This is a genomic window from Maribellus comscasis (genome assembly GCF_009762775.1).
GTDB classification, from domain to species: domain Bacteria; phylum Bacteroidota; class Bacteroidia; order Bacteroidales; family Prolixibacteraceae; genus Draconibacterium; species Draconibacterium comscasis.
The window spans coordinates 5,001,360-5,024,043 of sequence record NZ_CP046401.1 but is presented as its reverse complement, the minus strand read 5'-3'; the positions used below and the strand labels follow the sequence as shown (position 1 = coordinate 5,024,043).

The window sequence follows — 22,684 nt, the reverse complement described above, 5'->3', positions numbered from 1 at the left end:
TATGTCTACAATAAAGCTTAATCAGCAACTTAAACGTATAGAGATAGATAAATTTGAGATTGAAAACGAAATCGTTTTCAATTATTTTAATAATCTTCCAGCCTCGGAAAGGGATGAGAAACTTTTTAAAGCACTATATATTGGGGTTCTCGCTTTAATGGAAGACCGGTTTTCAACATTTCTTGCAAAGACCACAAATGAATTAGGAACTGAACTTGAAAGTTTGAAGCTCATCTTTGATATGAAGAAAGAACTCTTTTACAAGACTGCAGTGAAAGGGGTATTGGCTGAAGAAGATATTGCAGATTTCTTAAACTCATATTTTGCTGAGAAGAGATTAAAAGATAGAGCATTGTTAACCGGAAACACCGCCGGGATCCTTCAAAAAAATAAAACAGGTGATATTATTTGCGAGATAGATGGCAAAGAAGATTTAAAAATTGCTATTGAGTGTAAATTTGATAAAAGCGTTCGACTTGGAGATATTGAAACCAAAGAAATATTCACCCGGCGAACAGATACGGCTTGGAGCCAGTTAATAGAAGCAAATGCAAACCGAAATTCTAAGGTGAGTATCATTGTATTTGATATATCGCTAGTTGATAATAGCATTTTTAAAGCAATTGAAAATGTAGGATACATTCCTGCAATCGGATTTATAGCTATTGTAGATTCTCAGAAAGGAGATTATAAGAACCTTGCTATTGCCTATTTACTGGCAAGAGATATAGCATTAAATGCAAAAATTCCTGATTTAGATTTAAATATTTTAATGGCAATTGTGAAACGGATTATAAAAGACATTAATGAAGTTTCCTCCATAAAAAGTCTTGTCGAAAGTAATATTCAGAATAATAAAGAGATTTTAAAACAATTGGAAAAGAGTATGTTGTTAATGGATTTTAACCAACAATATTTATCAAAATTCTTACTTGATGGGACTCTCACAAAGCAAGATTTGCTGAATTTCTATATGGGTGAAGAAATAAAGGATAAATTCAAATTAATTGAAAAAGATATAAATGAAATCAAATAAAATATGACCGGAAATTCGCAAATACCTAAAGACATACTGCTAACAAACTTAAAAGAATTAACGCCCGAAATATTCTCAGAAGGTAAAATTGATTGGGAAAGGTTAAAAGCAACCTTAGGTGAGGATATTAACTTTAATAATGAAAGGTATGTTTTAAATTGGGCAGGCAAATCAGATGTTTTCAGGGTTCTGCAGTCGCCTTCAACCAGGACGTTAATTCCGGCAAAAGAAGAATCAATAGATTTCGATGAAACTGAAAACATTTTTATTGAAGGAGAAAACCTCGAAGTATTGAAGATCCTGCAAAAAAGCTATTTCGGAAAAATAAAAATGATATACATCGACCCGCCTTACAATACCGGCAACGATTCATTTATTTACCCCGACAAATTTTCAGAAACCAAAGAGGAATACCAAAAACGGGTCGGCGACAAAGACGAAGAAGGATATATGACCAAAGAAGGGATGTATCGTAAGAATAGCAAAGAAAACGGCCAGTACCATTCCAACTGGTTAAATATGATGTACCCGCGTTTATTTCTTTCCAAGAACTTGCTAAAGGATGATGGAGCAATATTCGTTTCTATTGATGACAATGAGATTCACAATCTTCGATTATTGATGAATGAAATATTTGGTGAAGAAAATTTCATTGCTCAATTTATATGGAAAAGAAGGCAAAATGTAGATAGCAGGTCAAAAAATGGTGCTTCAACAGACCATGAATATATTATTTGTTACCGAAAATCAGATAATGGCCTAATCAGAGGGGCAGAAAAGGATATGAATAAATATTCAAATCCAGATAATGATAAAAGAGGTGATTGGATGAGTGCAGATATGACGGGTCTTGCGACCAAAGAGCAGCGACCAAATCTACATTATGATTTAGAAGACCCCAAAACTGGAATAGTTTATCCTTGTCCACCAACAGGGTGGCGTTATGAGCCTAAAAGAATGATGAGCTTAATTAAAAATGATGAAATAATTTTTCCTAAAAACCCTGAAGGTCGCCCACGAAGAAAAAAATTTCAACGTGATTTGGAAAGTGAGTTTACAGGTTTTTCAACAATATTAAATACAGTATACAATACTCAAGGAACAAGAGAAGTTAGAACAATTTTTGACGATAAAGAGTATTTTGATTTTCCCAAACCAAAAGATTTAATCAAATTACTAATACAACAAGGTGCTTCATCCATTGAAGAAGAGAATATTATTCTTGACTTTTTTTCAGGCTCTGGAACTACTGCTCATGCAGTCATGGAATTAAATAGGGAGGAAGATATTGACCGAAAATATATTTGCGTTCAATTACCAGAAAATTGTATCGAAAAAAGTGAAGCCTTTAAAGCTGGCTATAAAACTATTGCCGAAGTGGCTAAAGAAAGAATAAAGCGTGCGGCTAAACTTATAAAAGAGGATAAACAGAATGAGCTTGATTTTAATTCCGAAAAGAAAATTGATTTGGGCTTCAAGGTATTCAAACTCTCCGACTCTAATTTCAAACTATGGAGACAGCAAGGGATTGAAACTGCAGAAGACCTGGAAAAACAAATGGAGCTCTTTACCAATCCAATTTCAGAAGAAGCCCAAAATGAAAACATGGTTTACGAACTGCTCATTAAATCCGGTTTCGACCTAAATAGTGAGATTCAACAAATAAACAACATGTACATCGTTAATACCAATGAAATGATTCTTTTACTGGAATCTGTTTCCAATGAGATTATTAATGAAGTAATTCATTTAAAACCTCAAAAAGTGATTGCATTGGACAAGCTTTTCGAAGGCAACGACCAGCTTAAAACAAATACCGTTCTTCAAATGAAGGATTCCGGAATAGACTTTAAAACAATTTAAAATGGACTGCGAAAAAATACTTGAAGGAATAATAATAGGTGGTACAGGCGGATTCATTGCTGGTATTTCAATCTGGTTAATTGAATTAATTCGGGAAAATATATTAACTAATTATCATAAAAGGAAAGTCTTCGAGTATTTAAATAAAAACACAGGTATGGGAAACGATAATAACTGGCTAACTACAAGAAGATTAGCAAGTTTTAATAATTTAACGGAAGATAGGATTCGATATATCTGCAGCATTCATGATAAAATTGTTTTAGATACTTCCGAAGAAAATCGAGACAAAGAATTTTGGGGCGTGAAATCAAGAGTTAGACCATGAAATTACAATTTGACGCAAATCAGAATTATCAAATACAAGCCATCAATGCAATAACCGGCATCTTTGAAGGGCAACCATTGAATGAAGCAAACACAAGTTTTCACATCGACAAGGAAGACAAATTAAAGTTAATTTCCGGTGTAGGAAACAACCTCATACTATCTGAAGAACAAATTACAGAAAACCTGAAAACCATTCAATCCGAAAATGAAATTTCGGTAAGTGAATCGTTGGAAGGGATGAATTTTTCTGTGGAAATGGAAACAGGTACAGGGAAGACCTATGTATATCTGCGCACAATCTATGAATTAAGTAAGCAATTTGGCTTTAAGAAATTTGTTATTGTCGTGCCGAGTGTGGCGATTCGTGAAGGGGTTCTGAAAAACCTGCAAATTACTCATGACCACTTTCAGGGCATCTATGACAAAACACCGTTAAACTTTCAGGTTTACGATTCCAAAAGAGTTTCAAATCTCAGAAGTTTTGCTTCCAATAATAACATTGAAATATTGGTAATCAATATTGATTCTTTTGCTAAAGATTTAAATATCATCAACAGACCAAACGATAAATTAACTGGTCAACGCCCGGTTGAATTTATTCAGGCTACAAATCCCATTGTTATTGTGGACGAGCCTCAAAACATGGAAACCGAAATCCGAAAAAAAGCCATAGCAAACTTAAATCCTCTTTGTACTCTGCGTTATTCCGCTACCCATTTAAACCTTTACAATCTGGTTTATAGCCTTAACCCTGTAAAAGCATATGATTTGGGTTTGGTTAAACAAATTGAGGTCGATTCTGTAATTTCCGAGAATAGTTCTAACCAGGCGTTCATACAGGTAGAAGCAACAAACGCAACAAAAACAAGGGTATCTGCAAAAATTAAAATTGATACTAATTCAGATTCAGGGGTTAAAAAGAAATCAGTAACCGTAAAAGTCGGAGACGATATTTACAACCTGTCAAATGAAAGGGAAATATACAAAGAGGGATTTTTAATTGAAGAAATAGACGCTTCAAATCAATGTATAACCCTTTCCAATGGTTCAATCATGTATGTAGGCGACAGTCAGGGAGGGATGTCCGATGAAATCATGAAATTTCAAATCCGTAAAACCATTGAAGAACACCTCAAAAAAGAAAAACGGTTAAACCCAAAAGGAATAAAAGTCCTCTCCCTGTTTTTCATCGATAAAGTTTCCAATTATCGGAATTATGACGATTCTGGTAATCCGTTACAGGGCAAATTTGCAAAATGGTTCGAAGAAATTTACACCGAATTTATTTCACAACCAGCCTTTAGCGAACTCAATAAATTTGATATAGCAAACGTTCACAACGGTTATTTCTCAGCCGATAAAAAAGGACGGTTCAAAGACACATCAGGTGAAACACAGGCAGACGATGACACCTACAAACTAATCATGCAGGATAAAGAAAAATTGCTGGATATTGAAAATCCGTTACGTTTTATTTTTTCTCATTCTGCTTTGCGTGAAGGCTGGGACAATCCGAATGTATTTCAGATTTGTACCTTAAACGAAACCAAATCCGATATTAAAAAACGTCAGGAAATCGGTCGGGGCTTGCGTTTATCGGTTAATCAGGAAGGAATACGTTCGTATGACAGGAATATAAACCGTTTAACTGTAATTGCAAATGAAGCTTATGAAGACTTTGCAAAAACACTTCAAACTGAAATAGAAGAAGATTGTGGGGTTTCTTTCGAAGGTCGAATTAAAAACAAAACGGAACGTACCCGCATTAATTACCGCAAAGGTTTTGAAGCCGACCCGAAATTTTTGGAAATATGGGAGCGTATTAAACACAAAACAACATATCAGGTTTCCTATAATACTGATGATTTAATAAAAGTGGCTGGAAAGCAAATAAAAGACCTTCCAAAAATTCAACCGCCATCGGTTCGCTCAACAAAAGTTTCACTATCAATGACCAAATCCGGTATTGATACCAACTATGTAGCAGAAAAAAAAGAAGTGTACGGCTTAAAATTCCCGATACCAGATGTTTTAGGATATATCCAACACCGCACCGAATTAACTCGTTCAACCATTTTAACAATACTCAAAGAATCGGGCAAGATTGAAGAAATACTTATCAATCCGCAATTATTTCTTGATTTGGCTGTCTCCTCCATCCGAAAAACCTTAAACGACTTAATGGTAGAAGGCATTAAATATGAAAAAATTGGTACATCCGAATACGAAATGAGGCTGTTTGATGAAAACGAGATTGAAACATATTTAGATAGCCTGACATTTGAGGTCAACGATGTATCAAAAACCATATATGAAAAATACATTCCTTTGGATTCAAACGTAGAAAGCCAGTTTGCCAAAGATTGCGAAACCAGCGAACAGGTAGAATTTTATTTTAAACTGCCGTTCTGGTTTAAAATACCGACTCCCATCGGCACATATAACCCCGATTGGGCAGTAGTGATGAAAGACGAAAAGAAAATCTATTTCGTAGCCGAAACCAAATCAACAACCGACAAAGACAAGCTACGAAAAGAAGAACAACAAAAAATCCAATGCGGCGAAAGACATTTCGAAGTTTTTGATGAAGTGAATTTTAAACATGTAACTAAGGTGAGCGAGTTATTATGAAAATTAGAAAAGGTTTTATAACAGCTACCGGTATTAACTATTCGGGTACGTTGCCAAAAATTAGAAAGAATCCCAATCAGTTACAGCCAATATATGAAGCAGTAACAAATGCCTTAGAAGCATTAAAACTATTGAAGGACAAGTATAACATTGAAATAAAAGGAGAAGTTATTATCAAACTAATCTTAAGTAAGAATTTATTCTCAAAAGAAGATGACACCTATAATTTCAATGAGATCGTAATCGAAGATAACGGACTTGGATTTGAAGATAGTGAATTTGAAAGATTTATAGCTTTGAATGATTGTGGAAAAGGTTTTTCTAATAAAGGTTCTGGAAGAATACAATTTCTACATTTTTTTGACAAAACTGTTTTTAAAAGTGTATTTAGAGATTCAAGCTCGCCTACTGGCTACCGTCAAAAAGAATTCACATTATCTAAATCAAAACCATATTTGGATAAAAATTCAATTATTAATTTGAAGGAAGATGAAGAAATTAAATCTAATAAGAGTTACACGGTTTTATCATTAAAAAATCCTTTAAGTGAAAAGGATGAATCTTTTTTAAAATCATTAACAACCAATGAGATAAAAGAAAATATTATTTCTCACTATTTAGCCTATTTCTGTGAAAACAGAAATCAATTGCCCGAATTCACTATTCAGCAAATCGTGGACAACGAGCTGAAAGAAAATATTAAAATTGTATCGGATGATATACCTACGCCGGACAACCAAAAGGACATTGATATTTATTACTGCAAAATGTCAATAGAAGATAAATCCATTCAGAAAACAGACAATAAGGAAATGTTAAATTTAAAATCATTTAAAATTTCAAAAAACAAACTACAAAAGAACGGATTGAAACTCACAAGTAAAGGGGAAATTGCAAAAGAAATAAAACTGGAATCTTTATTGTCTGATGATTTTATCGAGGATAATAGATATCTCTTTCTACTTTCGGGCGAATATATTGACAAATGTGATACAGATACTAGAGGTGATTTAAATATCCCTACTAAAGAAGAATTTAAGAAAAATTACACTGAAACATTATTTAATGAGGAAGTTATATTGCTTGACGAGATTCAGGAAAAAGCTAACAGAGTAATTGAGAATTTATATGATGAAATAAAAACTAAACGTGATAATAAGCTTGACGATATTCAGAAATTAAAAAGTATGTTTCTTTTAAGTGACGAAACACTAAATTCTATTAAAATTGGGCTGAATGATAGTGATGATAAAATTCTTGAAAAAGTTTATCAGGCTGACGCAAAATTAGTAGCAAACAAAGATGCTATAATGAAACAACATATTCAGCAAATAGAAAATTTAAATCCTGCTGAAGAAGATTACGAAGAAAACCTAAGAGTTCAGGTAGATGAATTAGTAAAAACGATGCCTCTCCAGAATAAAGCAGCTTTAACCCATTATGTTGCAAGAAGAAAGCTTGTCTTAGAATTATTCGATAAAATCCTTAAAAAACAACTCGAAATACAAAAAACAAACAAAAGAAATATTGATGAGAAATTATTACATAATCTAATTTTTCAGCAAAGTTCAGATAATCCTGAAAAAAGTGATTTATGGTTAATAAATGAAGACTTCATCTATTTTAGAGGAAAATCAGAAGGCCAATTAAATCAAATTGAAATTGACAGCAAAAAGATATTTAAACAAGATTTTACAAAAGAAGAAGAGGAATATTTACATTCATTAGGGGAAAACAGAAAAATTAAAAAGCCTGATGTTCTATTATTTCCTGCTGAAGGTAAATGTATTATAATTGAATTTAAAAATCCGGATGTTAATGTTGGTGTACATCTCAATCAAATAAATAGATACGCATCATTAATAAGAAATTTCAGCGAAGAGGGTTTGCAGATAGATACTTTTTACGGATATTTAATTGGAGAGGGAATAACTGCAAGGGAAGTTAAATCTTTTGATGGTGATTTCAAGGCATCTTACCAATTTGATTATTTATTCAGACCATCTAAAACAATACCAGGCGAAAATCGTTCCGATGGTTCATTATACACAGAAGTTATAAAATACACAACATTATTGGATAGGGCTATATTGCGTAACAAGCTATTCATAGAAAAATTGACAAAATAGGTTTTCCAAATACACTAAATATAATAGGAAATTTGCGGGCTGGCTACAAATGGCGATTTCGGTCCAACCATGCCAGCCTCAAAAAATATCAATTGGTTTTATATATAATGAAATGAATATATGTGACGTATTCTCACAATAATGGCGGTTGGAATCATTTTTTCTCTTTTATCAGATTCTCAATAACGCCACAAACCACCACCACAGTTCCTCAAGCTGCCACCATCTGAACATCCCTTTATTTGTCATGTAGTTACGCATAAATTCGTCCATGCATCAATAGTGGTGCAAAAACTAAAACATTCGTAAGATGGACGAAAAAATCAGTAACGACGACAAAAAAGTATTACTCGTCAAAGACGTTAAGGACGGCAAAGTAAAAGCCGTCACAGGTATGGATGAAAAAGGCAACATCCAAACAGCAGAACCGACAGCTAAAAACCAAAACAGCCTTTTTGCGGTGAACACGAACGAGGCCATGCTGGAGGCGTTCTTCAAAAAGATGGTGGAACAGGCGCAGCAACCCACCCACACGGGATTCTTCCTGATGACAGAAAAAATGCTGGATAAGCTTGTTAAAACCGACCTCGACCCCCACGAACTGGAACTGCACCGTGTAAATCCGGCGGAGTACCTTGAAAAGGTACAGCAACGGAATCCGCAGAAAACGCAAGGTGGCGGAGACGAAACCGCACAAAGTACATTCCAGCCGATGGATGTCAATAAAATAGACCGGCAGGAACTCCAAAAATACGGAATCGCTGCTGCCGATTTGGAACCCCACCTCAAAGCCATGTCCTACGGGCACAAATCACCTCAAATGATTCCTCTAAACCCTGAACTGGAACCAGGTATCCGCGTTCCTACCAAAGGGCGTGTGTCGCTGGAAGAACAGACCGATGGTTCACTAAAAATCATTCCTCATTACTGGCAGGAAAAGCCCAACCTGGATGCCCCGTTTCACGGTGTCCTTCTGAATGAACAGGATAAGGAGAATCTGCGGCAATCATTGAACGCAGGAAGGGTGGTTGAACTAGAACCTTCGCCCGGACAGAAAATACCGGCTTTCGTTTCGCTCGACCGGCTTACCAACAAACTCGAAGCCTTGCCGGTTGAAAATATTTCCATTCCCAATAAAATTAAAGGAGCAGACCTTTCTGAAGGCCAACAGCAAAGGCTTGGCGCAGGCGAAAAAGTGTTGGTTGAAAAAATGGTTTCCCGCACAGGCCGGTTCTTTGACGGGTATATCCAAATTAACGCTTCGGACAAAAAGTTTGATTTCACCTATGAAGGGCTCGATCGTAACCGCTACTCAATAGAGAACAAGGAAATCCGAAGTCAACAGAAAGAGAACGCTCCTGAAGGAGAGACAGAGAAAACAAAACAACTGTTTATCCCTAAAAAATTGCTTGGCGTTGAACTGACTGAAAAACAACAGGAATACCTAAAAGCAGGCCAGGCCACCTATATCCGGGGGATGCTGAAAGACGACAAAGGGGAACCATTCAACGCATGGGTAAAACCGAATCCGGAGAAAATGAAATTCGATTTTTTCAGGTGGAACCCCGACAAAGCCAAAAAGCAGGACGCAGAAGTCAAACCTGCGGAAGAGAGCAAAACGCAGGTAGCTGTAAACAACGATGGCAAAACCAATGAAGCGACCAAGAATGTAAAAGAGCCATTAAAACAGGAACAGCAAAAGCCTACGGAAAACCAGTTTAAGCAAGAAGCACGCAGGCCTGCTGCAAAGAAAAGTGGTCTCAAAATCTGAGTTCTGTTTTAAACAGTTCCGTATGAAATAACAGAAGACAAGTTCAATCAGGAATGGTTATATTTACCACTGAATATACCGCTGCTTTCTTCGATACGCATAACATTTCTTTGTTTGTTTATTGATTGTTGGTGACGGATATTTTAGTGGTGCGCTCCGGGTGGGAACCCGGGGCGTTTTTGCTTGGCATAGCCTTCCCTTTTTCAACCACTAAATATCCGTTATCATGAAAAATGCAAAAAATAAAACCGGACAGGAATTTTCCTATTACGGGCTTTCACTTCTTTCTTACCTCAGGGAAAACCATCCAGACCGTGCCGGAGACACGGCTTTCATTGAGGAACGCGCCAATGCCGCAGCAGAAATGTACAGCAATGCAATAAAAGACGGGCAGACACATATTGAGGCGGAAGAACTGGCATCAGCGGAACTTTTCCGGGGCCTGCACTTTTCCCCTTACAACACCCTCGTTCATATCCTTTGGAACGAGTTTTCAGATGAAATCCCCGAAGACAAGGCAAAAGAGATTGCCTTTCAAATCTTACCACTTTGCAATGAAGTACTGGACAAATACACCCGTTCAGATGATTTTGCCAGTTCGCCGAAATACGATGAATTATTTACTGAACTGACGGGGACCGTCGAAATACTGCTCGAAGATGGCTTACAATAAAAAGTTACACCTGCGGGCAAATATAGATGCGATAAAAACGGCATTTACCCTTGAACAGAAAAACAGGCTGTCAACAGTTGGGGAAAAGGAAATATTAGCTCGGTATTCCGGGTTTGGTGCCATTAAAGAAATACTCGACCCTCTTCCGGCCAACGGTTCAGCCAATCCCCTGATAAATGAACTGCACAAGGTTTTAAGCGAAAATACCCGCGATGAGAAAGAATACAAACGCTATTTCGAGGGTCTAAAAAACTCCATACTGACAGCATTTTATACTCCATCGGAAGTAGTAAATGCGCTGGCAGAAGCACTCAGTGATAGCGGAATCAAACCATCCCGCTTGCTTGACCCGAGCGCAGGAACAGGAGTATTTGCCCAAGCTTTTAAACAGCTTTCCCCTGATGCAGAAGTAACCTGTTTTGAGAAAGACCCTATTACCGGAATGATACTCAAACACCTTCATTCGGAAGATAAAATAAGAGTAGAGGGTTTTGAAAATATTGAAAAAAAATATGCCGGTTATTACGATGTAGTGGCAAGCAATATCCCTTTCGGGGATGTGGCAGTGTTCGACCCGGCTTTCTTTTCCGGCAACGACCCGGCAAGAAAGCTAGCCTCACGCTCTATCCACAATTACTTTTTCCTGAAATCGGTGGATATGGTACGTCCGGGAGGACTGGTGGCTTTCATTACCTCGCAGGGAGTATTGAACGCCCCGGCAAACCGTCCGGTACGGGAATACCTGATGTCCCCTTGCGATCCAGTTTCAGTTATCCGACTCCCAAACAACCTGTTTACCGAACATGCAGGAACCGAGGTTGGCAGCGACCTCATTGTACTGCAAAAACGGGAACAACAAGACCAGTCTGTTTCGAAGCCAGAAAAACAGGCATTTATTGAATCACGCACCTTATCCAATGGTATAACGGTCAACAATTGCTTTAAAACCTTTGACAGGGTGGTCCATACCGATGCCAAAGTCGATACCGACCCATACGGCAAACCGGCAATGGTGTTCACCCATAAAGGCGGCATAGAAGGAATGGCCAAAGACCTGAGGCAAATGCTGAAAGAAGATTTCTCCCGGCATTTGGACTTGCAGCGTTATCAATCCCATGCACAGGACACACCGGAACAACAGGCAGCGGCCACCGTAGAAATCAAACCGGCGCTTAAATTAGATTCAAATGACCTCGATCCATTTTGGCAAGCTATCGAGGATAATTGGTTCCCCAACGATAATCAAACCGGAGCGGTAAAACCTACGATAGAAAATAAACCCGAACCGCAAAAGCAACAACGAATATATTCAGGGCAGGGTACGCTTTTCGATATGGATGATTCGGCCATTCAGAAAGAACCTGCTACGGAGGCGAAACCCCGGCAGACTATTACGCAGGAACCGTTAATCAGTTTGTACGAATTATTTGGACTTTCCAAAGAAGAACGCAGCCAGCAGGGACGCCCCAACCGGAGAAGAATGCAAATGCCCCAAAAACAAGAGCAACAGGAAATTCCTTTTATGGAATGGCGGGAACGGTTGCATTACGAAGGAATCCAAAAAAGAAAGCAATTGGAAAAAGAATCCCTCAAAAACAGGAATGTACATCCGTTAAACGGTACGGAAAAAGTAGGACAGCCGCAAAACTTAACGAGGGAACTAGAACAGCGCGAACGTGAGGAAGCAATGAAGCCTGTGCCATTCAAAACAGGGTTATTACCTCACTACAGAGAAGGTTCACTGGTATCCGACCAGTCCAACCGTATCGGTTATTTAAGGGATATTGAAGGCTTACAGCCTATGTTCCACCCGCTGGATATAAACAGCACTCAAAAGCAGAAAGCATCTCTATATATTGAAATACGCGATACTTATCACCACCTGTACCGCAACGAAGCTAAACGGCTGGAAGCCAATCCCGCCCTTCGTGAAATGCTGAACCACCTGTACGATAATTTTTCCTTTCGGTTCGGGTTACTCAACGACAAGAAAAACCTCGACCTGATTAAGATGGATGTATGGGGAACGGAAATTTTATCGCTGGAACGCTATATTGACGGAAAAGCAGTAAAAGCCGATATTTTCAACCGTCCGGTGGCGTTCAATCCAAACGAACTTACCTCGGTTGATACACCACATGAAGCGCTGGCAGCTTCGCTTAATAAATATGCCGGGGTAAACCTGGGCTATATGGCCTCCCTTACCGGTAATACGATAGATGACCTAAAGGAAGAATTGAAAGGGACGGTATATTTCAATCCAATGACCGGCGGATACGAGGTGGCAGATAAATTTATATCGGGCAATGTCATTTCCAAAGCAGAAGAAGCAGAACGTTTCCTGGAACATAATCCCGGACACCGTGAGGCGGAAGAATCGTTACACGCCCTACGGGAAGCCACACCCAAACCCATTGCCTTCGACGACCTTGATTTTAATTTTGGTGAACGCTGGATTCCGACAGGCATTTATAACAAATATGCTTCACACCTTTTTGACACCGAAGTTAACATTCACTATGCCTCCAGCCCTGATGAGTTCAGTGTTCAATCCGGTTATTCGAATGTAAAGATTACCGACCAGTATGCCGTAAAATCGCAAAGCCGCACTTTCGACGGGCTGGCACTGATGAAGCATGGTTTACAAAATACTTCGCCGGACATCACCAAAACAATCCTAGTGGACGGTGAAGAAGTAAAGGTCCGCGACGGGGAAGCCATCCAGCTTGCCAATACCCGTATCGATGAAATGCGCAACGGTTTCTCAGATTGGCTCCGGGAACAATCGCCGGAGTTCAAAGACCGGCTGGCCGGTTTGTATAACCGCACTTTTAACTGTTTTGTCCGCCCGGCTTATGACGGTTCGCACCAAAATTTTCCGGGACTTGACCTGAAAGGGCTGGGCATCGACAACCTTTACCGAAGCCAGAAAGATGCTATCTGGATGGACAAAATCAACGGTGGCGGTATTTGCGACCACGAAGTCGGTGGCGGGAAAACGCTCATCATGTGTTGCGGTGCCTATGAAAAGAAACGTCTCGGGCTGGTCAACAAACCGATGATTACAGGGTTGAAAGCCAATATCCACGAGATTGCCAAAACTTTCTGCACAGCCTATCCCAATGCCCGTGTCCTGTATCCGGGCAAGGAGGATTTTACACCCAAAAACCGGCAACGGATTTTCAATGAGATAAAAAACAACAACTGGGACGCTGTAATCCTGACACATGAACAGTTTGGGATGATTCCCCAGTCGCCGGAAGTACAGCGCGATATTTTACAGGCAGAACTCAACAGTGTGGAGGAAAACCTTGAAGTCCTAAAAGGACAGGGTAAAGAAGTTTCACGTGCCATGCTGAAAGGCTGTGTGAAACGTAAACTGAACCTGGAAGCCAGGTTAAAACAAATTACTTTCAACATTGAAAACCGGAAGGACGATGCTGTTGACTTCCGGCTAATGGGGATAGACCATTTGTATGTGGATGAATCGCACAAGTTCAAGAACCTGACCTTTAACACCCGGCACGACCGGGTAGCCGGTCTGGGCAATCCCGAAGGCAGTCAGCGGGCATTGAATATGCTTTTTGCGCTTCGCACCATACAGGAACGCACCGGCAGGGATTTGGGGGCAACTTTCCTTTCAGGAACCACCATCTCCAATTCCTTAACGGAATTGTACCTGTTATTCAAGTACCTGCGTCCAAAGGAACTGGAACGACAAAACATTAAAACATTCGATGCATGGGCAGCTATTTTTGCAAAGAAAAGCATTGATTATGAGTTTTCAGTAACCAATGAAATAGTTCAGAAAGAGCGTTTCCGGTATTTTATTAAGGTGCCGGAATTGGCCCAGTTTTACGCCGAGATTACTGACTACAGGACGGCTGCTGATATTGGAATCGACCGTCCTAAGAAAAATGAAATCCTGCACAATATTCCGCCGACACCTGACCAGGTTGATTTTATCAACCGCCTGGTACAGTTTGCAAAAACCGGTGATGCAACGTTGTTGTTCCGCGCTCCCCTGAATGACCGGGAAGAAAAGGCAAAGATGCTGATTGCAACTGATTATGCCCGCAAAATGTCGCTGGATATGCGTATGGTCGATTCCCGCTTTGATGACCACATCGACAACAAGGCGAGCCACTGTGCCCAGATGATTAGCGGGTATTACCGAAGGTACAACGGACAGAAGGGGACGCAATTTGTGTTCAGTGATTTGGGGACCTATAAACCGGGGCAGTGGAATGCCTACAGCGAAATTAAGCGCAAACTGGTGGAAGACCACGGCATCCCGGCACACGAAATACGTTTTATCCAGGAGGCAAAAACAGAGAAAGCCCGGAAAATGATGATAGCCGATATGAACAACGGGAGAATCCGGGTAATGTTTGGCTCGACCGAAATGCTCGGAACAGGTGTAAACGCCCAGAAACGTGCCGTAGCTGTTCATCACCTGGACTGCCCGTGGCGTCCGTCGGATTTGGAACAGAGGGATGGCAGGGCGATACGAAAAGGCAACGAGATAGCTAAAAAAGTTGCCGGAAATGAAGTGGATGTTATTCTTTATGCTGTTGAAAAATCGTTGGATGCGTATAAGTTTGGCCTGCTGCATAACAAACAGCTATTTATCCGACAGCTAAAAAACAACAACCTGGGCTGCCGTACCATTGATGAAGGGGCAATGGACGAAAAAAGCGGTATGAACTTTTCAGAATATGTGGCCATTTTATCGGGCAATACAGAACTGTTGGAAAAAGCAAGGCTGGAAAAGAAAATAGCCGCACTGGAAAGCGAACGCCAGGCATTTGTCCGGGGAAAGTCATCCAGCCGGTACAAGCTGGAGAATATTACACAAACAGTTGAAAGGAATAAAGGGCTTATTGAGCGTATCTCCAAAGATATGGAGAACTTCAAATCCCGCGTTCAGACCAACGAAGACGGTTCATACCGTAACCCGATACAGTTGGATGCCGTTACCGGCAGCGATTTCAAAATAATTGGTAAAAAGCTGAATGAAATTGCCAGTACAGCCAAAACACATGACGCACATGAACCGATTGGAAATCTGTATGGTTTCACGCTTTACGTGAAAAGTGAAACCACCAATAAAGACGGACTTGATTTCATACAAAACCGCTTCTCTGTCCTTGGCGACGGAGAAATATTTTATCAATACAACAACGGACAGATGGCCGTTGACCCAAAGCTGGCCTCTCAAAACTTTCTGCATGCATTGGTGGAAAATATGCCACGACTGTTAGAACGTTATAAAGCGGATAACGAAAAACTGTCAAATGATATTCCTGTGCTCAAAGAAGTGGTGGAAAGTACCTGGCGAAAGGAACCGGAATTGGCTGAATTAAAGTCGGAAATGGCAACGCTGGAAAGGAAAATTCAGCAGTCGCTGAAATCAACCGATGAAATGGAAGGGGAAACATCTGCTCCGGTTAATGAAACTGTAAGCAAGCTACCTCCACCCGAAAAGAATAACCCGGAAAAGTCACCTAAAATACCGGAACGCTTACAGGAAATTGCTGAAGCATCAGGCGGAAGAATTATTATTGCCGGTATTGGTCATTCTGCAAAACCGGATAATCCCATTGTTTCTAAAAGTTTGAAAGTATAGTATACAACGAAAAGAGCCGGTATTCTATAACTTATACCGGCACTTTTCTTTTAACTTCCCAACCCGCACCGTTTAACAACGAAGCGGGTAAAGCAAAAACAAATAACTCATTTTTTATCTTTTCGGTTACGCCGTGTGTGGAAACAGCTGAAATGGGTTTCAATGAATTTCATGACATCTGATTCCTTATAAAAAGTCTTGTGATAGATCATTTGAAAGGGGAGTTCGCCTGAAGAACGGTAACGTTGCAATGTTCGTTTGCTGACATTGAGCATTTTGCATACATCGTAGTTGTCCAACAATTTTTCTCCATCAAATAAAGGGACTTCCTCCCCGGAACCCTCCAGCTTGTCAGCAACCTCATCAAGCTTTGACAGGATACGCTGCATCCAACTCTCGAAATATTCCTTGTCTATAAACATTGCTGTAACTCATTGAATTACTGCAAAGTTAGGAGCCATCCACATGGCTGATAAGGAAGTCGGTGCTACTTTTTTTGAAATAATTCCCGACAGCTTATTATTCAATGGTTTACAGGACTGCTTTGGGGAGAAACAGCCATGAAAAAATGAATAGATACTCGGTATTAATTATTCATTTCCTTCTGCCCATACGTCTGAGCAGTGCATCTTTCAGTTTGTCTAAAAAAGGAGTAGGGACATTACGAATTTTCATGTAGCTGAATGCGCGTGACAGGTTTTTGTCGAGCTGGATGTTAAAAACATTTTGAATATAGTCAGATAGTTGCGTGAGCGGCACGTTTCCAAAGGTACTGGCGCTGTCCCAGCAGTAGAGTTGTTCCATTAGTTCAGTTTTGGTCCCTCTCCAGGTTAGTTTGATTAAAGGAAATCCTGAAGGGAGAGAAGTTATCCCATTGTTATCCAACAGTTCCATCTCATGTGTCAGATACGCCAAAAGCATGTCATTGGACAATATCTTCGCCACCTTGAAATCGTAGTTGGTGGAGAAATTTGGGTCGAGTTCGTAGTAGAAGGTTTCAAGATATTGTTCTGTGTCTGTCTTCCTACGCAGGAAATACAAAGAATCCAGGTGCGCAGCGCCGGAACGGTAATACCGGATAAAGTCCAGCCGTTTAAAATTATATTTGTTTATCTCATTCAATTCTTCGTAGAGATACTCCTTTTGTTTGTCGACTCCTGCAGGCCGGTTCATCTCGATATTGTAAAGCTTTCTGTAATAAATCAGACGATAACACAACTTTGGCTTTATTTCTTTAAAAAAAGTGATCTCTTCCGTTTCACTTTTAAACTGGTATGAAAGGATAAAAGCCTTCAACTGATCAAATGCCCCTGCGAGCACACGAGAAGCTTCCAATGATTTTTTCAGGACATTGAAATCTGATGATTCGATACGGTCAACTAATTCATCAGTTTCTTTGCGTAGTTTGGTAACATATTCAACCATGTTTTAATTATTAGTTAAATCGATTATCTAGCAAGATTATTTTTGGTAACAACTCATAAGGTTATTTATTCTCTGGTATTTGTCTTTCTGGTTTCCGATAATATTTTACCATGTGTTTAAATTCTCCATATTTTCAAATGTTCCATCTTTTGTTTTTGACACCATTTCGTGTATAACAGTCCTGACATATGAGTTCCTAACTCCTAATATGTTTCCCAAACAACTCCAATTTTTAAATCTTTTTATCATATTATTCTCACATCGAATTTAAAAACTCATTTCAGCCCTGAAAAATATTCCGTTTTTATCCGTAAAGCCGCTGTTGAGATAAGTGCCCCCCAACTGGCGAACATATTCCACACGCAGTACTTTGAGAATATTGGTCAGTCCGAATCCAATTTCTGCATAGGGTTTACTCATTTCTGTGGTATAATATCCTGGTAAATCGAAAACCGGTTTATAACTTCCGGTAAGTTTCCCGTAATGTGTTTTTAACGATACCATTTCACGTAATTTCAGTTTTCGTATAAAAGGAATACGGTTTAGAATGATACCTCCACCATTGAAATCGAGATGAACATTGGTATATAGATTATGTGCAAATGACGCATGGTGCAACAGGTTGTAGCTGTATTTTGCATATCCGTACGACATGGAACCTACCGGCATATCCAGTAAATCATAAGGCGCATCGCCAAAAAGGTAGCCGCTGTTTACCATGTAGCGCATAAAAGTAAGTCCCATGTTTACTTTCCCTGAGACTGAGCCATGAAATTGGGCATACAATCCAAAATTATCTGAATTACTGCCTGGTAATTTTGTCTGGCCAATATCCATACTCAGATTTACTATCGGGGTTTCATCAATATAATAAACACGAGCAAAGTAATATTGGTCGTAATACTGGCCGAATGCCAGCCTTGTATTAAATAAAATCCCGTAATTATTATATGTGTGATAATTCACATTATTGCGCGTAAAATGCACATCCGGAGTTTCTATACTATGCAGAAAATAAGGTGAAACTTCAAAACTAATGTCTTCACGGGCATTGTATTCAAATATCATATTAAATTTTTTTTCTTCCTTCAGATAGGGATTTTCCACCTTGCTTGTAATGGCTGCAATAAAGTTTCCGTTTCCCCTTGTATTGGGATTTTTTTTAATAAACCGGAGGTATTTATCCTGCGATACAAGGTTATAATCATCAGAATAGTTTCCCCGTATAATAAATTTGTCGGTTGGCAAAAGCTGCCAGGCAAAGTTCAGCCCGTATTTCAACTCTTTACTTTTTGTTCCGTAACCTAAAAATCCTCCAACGGTAAAACGTTCGAACATTTTTTCTCCGGTTCGGAGCGGAATGGAAAACCTCTGCCCCTCGATGGCATTGGTGCTGTAAATATCGAACACCGGCCCAATTTCTATTTTCCCTGCATCAATGTAACTGGTTAAAACCATTCCTCCAATGGCATCAATTCCCTGTACTACCGGGTTCTCCTTTAACTTCTCCACCCGCATGTAGGTACCTTCATCCAAATGGTTGGAAGATGCAAACTCGGGCTGGTTTTTCCAGTTACCAGGCCTGATTTCATTTAATCGCTTTGATGTGGAATATTGTGTTGTTTTTGTTACCAACCAATTACCACTCGAAATTTCGTCGATTCGCTGCGAACCATATTTCGAAACAGTATCCTTGTTTAGTGAAAGCGCCAGGTTTAAACTAATTTCCTGATTGTCATAAAACCATTTATCATCGTAAGTTTTGGAATAATTTACATTTGATTTGAACCCGTTAACAAAATTTATATTGGCTTTTTCCTGTACGTAAGCAAAAATACTGGTCAGTGCAAATGTGCTGTCTTCAACAGTAAAACGCCCGGTAAAGAGGGGGTTGTATTTGTTTTTTGGCGTAAATGAAAAACTGAAATATTTTGTATCGTCAATATATGTACTGTCATTTAAATAAAAATCATAATGCAGTTGTGCAGAATTACTTAACGGCGATGTTATTCCCCTGCCAAGGATATTAATCTGGTCTTTATAGAAATCCATATCAATAACTACGTTCAAAAGAATCAGGCTTTCAATAGTCTGGTTCAGTTTGGGGAAGATTCCGTCTTTCCGGTTGTAAACTATGCTGTCTTTTCCAAATGAATTTTTCTTTCCCAGTTCAGCCAGATAAATAGGCGAGAAACGAAGGCTCTGCCCATCCAGCTTCATTGTAACTTCATTTAAATTATTAATAATCCTGTTTGCCCGTGAAGCAGAATCGATTGCCACATAAACAGTTGTCCGCTCAAACATTTTATAGTCGCTAACTTTTTGTATGTTTTCACGGTTTTCCTTTTTTCTTTCCTGAATTTGTTTCAACAAAACTTTGGCACGCGAAACCTCGGGTTTTACAGTCACTTCACCCAGTTCCTGTACTTCTTCGTCCATAAAAACGATAAGCGGACTCTCTGTTATTTTTTTTGCAGGAATTTCCCACTTTTGATAACCGACTGAAGACAAGCAAAGCGTATCATTCTGCGATAGCTTTATTATAAACTGACCATTTGTGTCAGACATTGTCCCCTTCGTTGAGCCTTTAACCCAAATATTCGAGAAAGGTATTGGTTCCTGGCTTTTCCTGTCTTTTACATATCCTGTAATTTCCAGTGCGAAAACGCCAAGATTTGTGATGACCATGATAATGACCAAACTAATTTTATATAACATCGTTAGTGTGCTTGCTCCTTCTCCTTTTTTATTAACCAGTATAATCCTTTTACCCCGATTTTAATGTCGTCGAGTTTAAACAGGATAATTATTTTTTCGGTGTAAGCAATTATTCCCCAGGAAACAACCAGATAGTACATCCAGGGATAAAAGCCAAAAACAAACAACACAAAAAAGAATATACTTTGGGCATACCCGGCAGAAACTGCAGAATAAAGGTGTAGGCCAGGAATTTTTCCAAACCGGGCAAAAGAGACAATATAACTAAGAACAAATATTCCGAGAAACAAGAATAAAACCCAGGAATGCTGTTCAATTTCAGTCCATTTAAAAATGAATAAACCCAGAATAGCCATAGCGTAAGTACAAATATCCGCCAGGTTATCGAGTGCAGCCCCAAAATTAGTTTGAAGTTTAAAGTAGCGTGCAATACTTCCATCAATAGCATCGCTGACCAAACTTATGCACAAAAGAATTACAAACCAGTTCTCATGTCCGGTAAGTGCCATATAAAGAATAACCGGAAATACAAGAAGACGGTATAAACTAATAAAATTGGGAACGTTAACGATATTTTCGCCTTTTACTATTATCTGTTTCATTGTTTTTATGTTTAATTACATGATTATTTATAATGTAGTTTCAAACCTGCATTATCAGGTAACTTCGTGTTCCCGTTTCTTTTTCTTTTCCGAAAGGGTTTCGATAAAATACTCCATCATTTTAGCAATAGATTTATAATCGGGACCTGTTTCCGTATTTTTCAGAAACCTGTCTTTTTGCCGCGTATCAAATAACACGTCGATTGAAGCGTAACTTTCAGTAAACGACATTCCTGCAGAAATCATTCTTTCAATGGGGTTCATATCTTTTCGTTCCAGAGTTTTTACCGGGATAATTTGAATTGGCACCAACTGGTTCAGGGTATCGATAATAAAACTATTCTGAACCGGGTTTTTTGACACAAAATTCATTATCTCAGGAATCTCTTTCTCTTCCACTACTCTGGTTAAATGCCCTGTAACAGTATCGATCGGAATTAAATTTTGTGTAGCATCCGGATCAACATGTACCCGCACTATTTCATTGGGATACCGGTTGGCCAGGTTGTAAATCCTTTTGGCAAAATCGAAAATCCCGTAATCGGTTTTGGTCACGCCGGTTTTCTTGTTTCCTACCACCTGTGACAACCTGATTATGTGCCCATTCAGTCCGTTGTTTCGAATATTTTCCCTGACAATATTCTCCGCAAATCGTTTCGATTGCTCATAGTAATTTCTGAATTCAGAAAAATCTTTATTGCCATAAAATTTTTCCTCGAACAGGCCGCTGAACCTGCCACACGAATAGGCCGTTCCGATGTAAAAAAAGCGGGAGTCTTTCATGGCATATTTCGAAAAAACCTTAATTGAATTTTCAACTCCTTCAATGTTTGCAGAAAATATTTCGTCAATTGATTTTTCATCGTATTTTAAACTGGCGGCAAAATGAAAATAATCGACATTACCACTAAAAATGCTTTTTAGAACATTTTCATCCATCGAAAAATTCTTGTCGTTTAAGGAATAGTTGTAAACCTCAAGATTGGAAGCATTTATTTCCTTTCCATCATTAATATGCGCGAGTACTTCGTTCATTCTTTCTTCCGGATCTTGTTTATTTGCACGAACCAGAGCAATAACCGCGTAATGCTGTTTTAATAAATTGTTGATGAAGTTTGAAGCAACATATCCGTTTGCCCCGTTAATAATTACTGTTCTCATATTTCAATTTTATATTTTCTATTTTTTTCTTCCTATTTGTATTAAAGGAACAAGAGCAAAACAAGTAGCGCACTTAAGGGAATACTGAGATTATCGGATCCGCGCCAGCTTATCATTTCAGCAAACATGGTTACCAAAGCAACCAGCATTGCCAGCCAGAATGTTTCAAAATCGAATACCCCGCGATGAAAATAAAGCGCTATAATGCTGATTACAAAACTTGAAACCAGAAATGCCCCCGACCCCAGCCATGTTTTATTTAATTTTTTCCCAAATACTTTAATTCTTCCATTGTAAGCTTTTATATTGATTCCGAGAATGGCTGCCATCGGGTCGCTTACAGCCAGAATAAGCATGGGAAGTATGTAGAGGAATTTATTATCCAGTAAATCGGAAAAAAGAAATGTAAGATAAATTGCTATGGGTAATAAATAGCTACCCATCGATTTTCTTTCAATGCCGTGAATCGACTTTAGCAATTTCCCCTTCCGTGTAATAAACAATACCAAAGCAAACAAAAATGCCAGCACCAGAATATACCAGTGTGAAGGGAAAATATATGGAAATGGCACCGTAGCCAGAACAGAAGAGAAGTGAGCAAACTTGCGCGTTATTTCTCCTGTCGGGTTAAGTCTGCGATAAACCAGCTCATTAAAAATCAACAACAAACCAATCCCAATCAAATAAACAAATGACAATACAATAATATTCCCCAT

General features: G+C 38.9%; 14 protein-coding genes. 8 read left to right on the top strand and 6 right to left on the bottom strand.

All coding sequences use genetic code 11. The features are described 5' to 3' along the window. Position 1 precedes the first annotated feature (1 nt). From GM418_RS20150 to GM418_RS20115, 8 genes are all read left to right on the top strand, one after another. A complete protein-coding gene (locus tag GM418_RS20150) occupies positions 2-1,036 on the top strand; it encodes a hypothetical protein (protein WP_158869035.1) in 1,035 nt (344 codons plus the stop codon). Positions 1,037-1,039: 3 nt separating this feature from the next. Next, a complete protein-coding gene (locus GM418_RS20145; RefSeq protein ID WP_158869034.1) occupies positions 1,040-2,899 on the top strand; it encodes a site-specific DNA-methyltransferase in 1,860 nt (619 codons plus the stop codon). 1 nt (position 2,900) lies between these two features. Beyond that, on the top strand, positions 2,901-3,227 hold the full coding sequence (locus tag GM418_RS20140; protein WP_158869033.1) for a hypothetical protein: 327 nt from the start codon (positions 2,901-2,903) through the stop codon (positions 3,225-3,227). Next, a complete protein-coding gene (locus GM418_RS20135) occupies positions 3,224-5,860 on the top strand; it encodes a restriction endonuclease (protein WP_158869032.1) in 2,637 nt (878 codons plus the stop codon). The genes GM418_RS20140 and GM418_RS20135 overlap by 4 nt, the downstream gene beginning before the upstream one ends. Beyond that, positions 5,857-7,989 (top strand): ATP-binding protein, encoded by a 2,133-nt coding sequence (locus GM418_RS20130; protein WP_158869031.1) that lies wholly within the window; start codon positions 5,857-5,859, stop codon positions 7,987-7,989. Before GM418_RS20135 ends, GM418_RS20130 begins: the two co-directional genes overlap by 4 nt. Before the next feature lie 310 nt (positions 7,990-8,299). Beyond that, entirely contained in the window at positions 8,300-9,760 is a 1,461-nt protein-coding gene (locus GM418_RS20125; protein WP_158869030.1) for a DUF3945 domain-containing protein, read from the top strand. Positions 9,761-9,986: 226 nt separating this feature from the next. Beyond that, positions 9,987-10,433: a DUF1896 domain-containing protein gene (locus GM418_RS20120; protein ID WP_158869029.1), complete on the top strand. Its 447-nt coding sequence runs from the start codon at positions 9,987-9,989 to the stop codon at positions 10,431-10,433. Then, positions 10,420-16,062 carry an N-6 DNA methylase gene (locus GM418_RS20115; protein ID WP_158869028.1) on the top strand — a complete coding sequence of 1,881 codons (5,643 nt, stop codon included), beginning with the start codon at positions 10,420-10,422 and terminating at the stop codon, positions 16,060-16,062. Before GM418_RS20120 ends, GM418_RS20115 begins: the two co-directional genes overlap by 14 nt. A gap of 107 nt (positions 16,063-16,169) precedes the next feature. Here GM418_RS20115 and GM418_RS20110 read toward each other — a convergent pair whose 3' ends face one another. From GM418_RS20110 to GM418_RS20085, 6 genes are all read right to left on the bottom strand, one after another. After that, positions 16,170-16,484, bottom strand: coding sequence for a helix-turn-helix domain-containing protein (locus tag GM418_RS20110; RefSeq protein WP_158869027.1), 315 nt, complete (start codon positions 16,482-16,484; stop codon positions 16,170-16,172). A 172-nt stretch (positions 16,485-16,656) separates the two neighbouring features. Then, complete coding sequence (locus GM418_RS20105) at positions 16,657-17,487, bottom strand: RteC domain-containing protein (protein ID WP_158869026.1); 831 nt, start codon at positions 17,485-17,487, stop codon at positions 16,657-16,659. Between the two features lie 267 nt (positions 17,488-17,754). Then, on the bottom strand, positions 17,755-20,205 hold the full coding sequence (locus tag GM418_RS20100; protein ID WP_158869025.1) for a DUF5686 and carboxypeptidase-like regulatory domain-containing protein: 2,451 nt from the start codon (positions 20,203-20,205) through the stop codon (positions 17,755-17,757). Between the two features lie 2 nt (positions 20,206-20,207). Next, a complete protein-coding gene (locus GM418_RS20095) occupies positions 20,208-20,807 on the bottom strand; it encodes a CDP-alcohol phosphatidyltransferase family protein (protein WP_158869024.1) in 600 nt (199 codons plus the stop codon). A gap of 54 nt (positions 20,808-20,861) precedes the next feature. Further along, on the bottom strand, positions 20,862-21,968 hold the full coding sequence (locus GM418_RS20090) for an SDR family oxidoreductase (protein ID WP_158869023.1): 1,107 nt from the start codon (positions 21,966-21,968) through the stop codon (positions 20,862-20,864). A gap of 41 nt (positions 21,969-22,009) precedes the next feature. Then, positions 22,010-22,684, bottom strand: a complete 675-nt coding sequence (locus GM418_RS20085; protein ID WP_158869022.1) for a diacylglycerol/polyprenol kinase family protein — start codon at positions 22,682-22,684, stop codon at positions 22,010-22,012.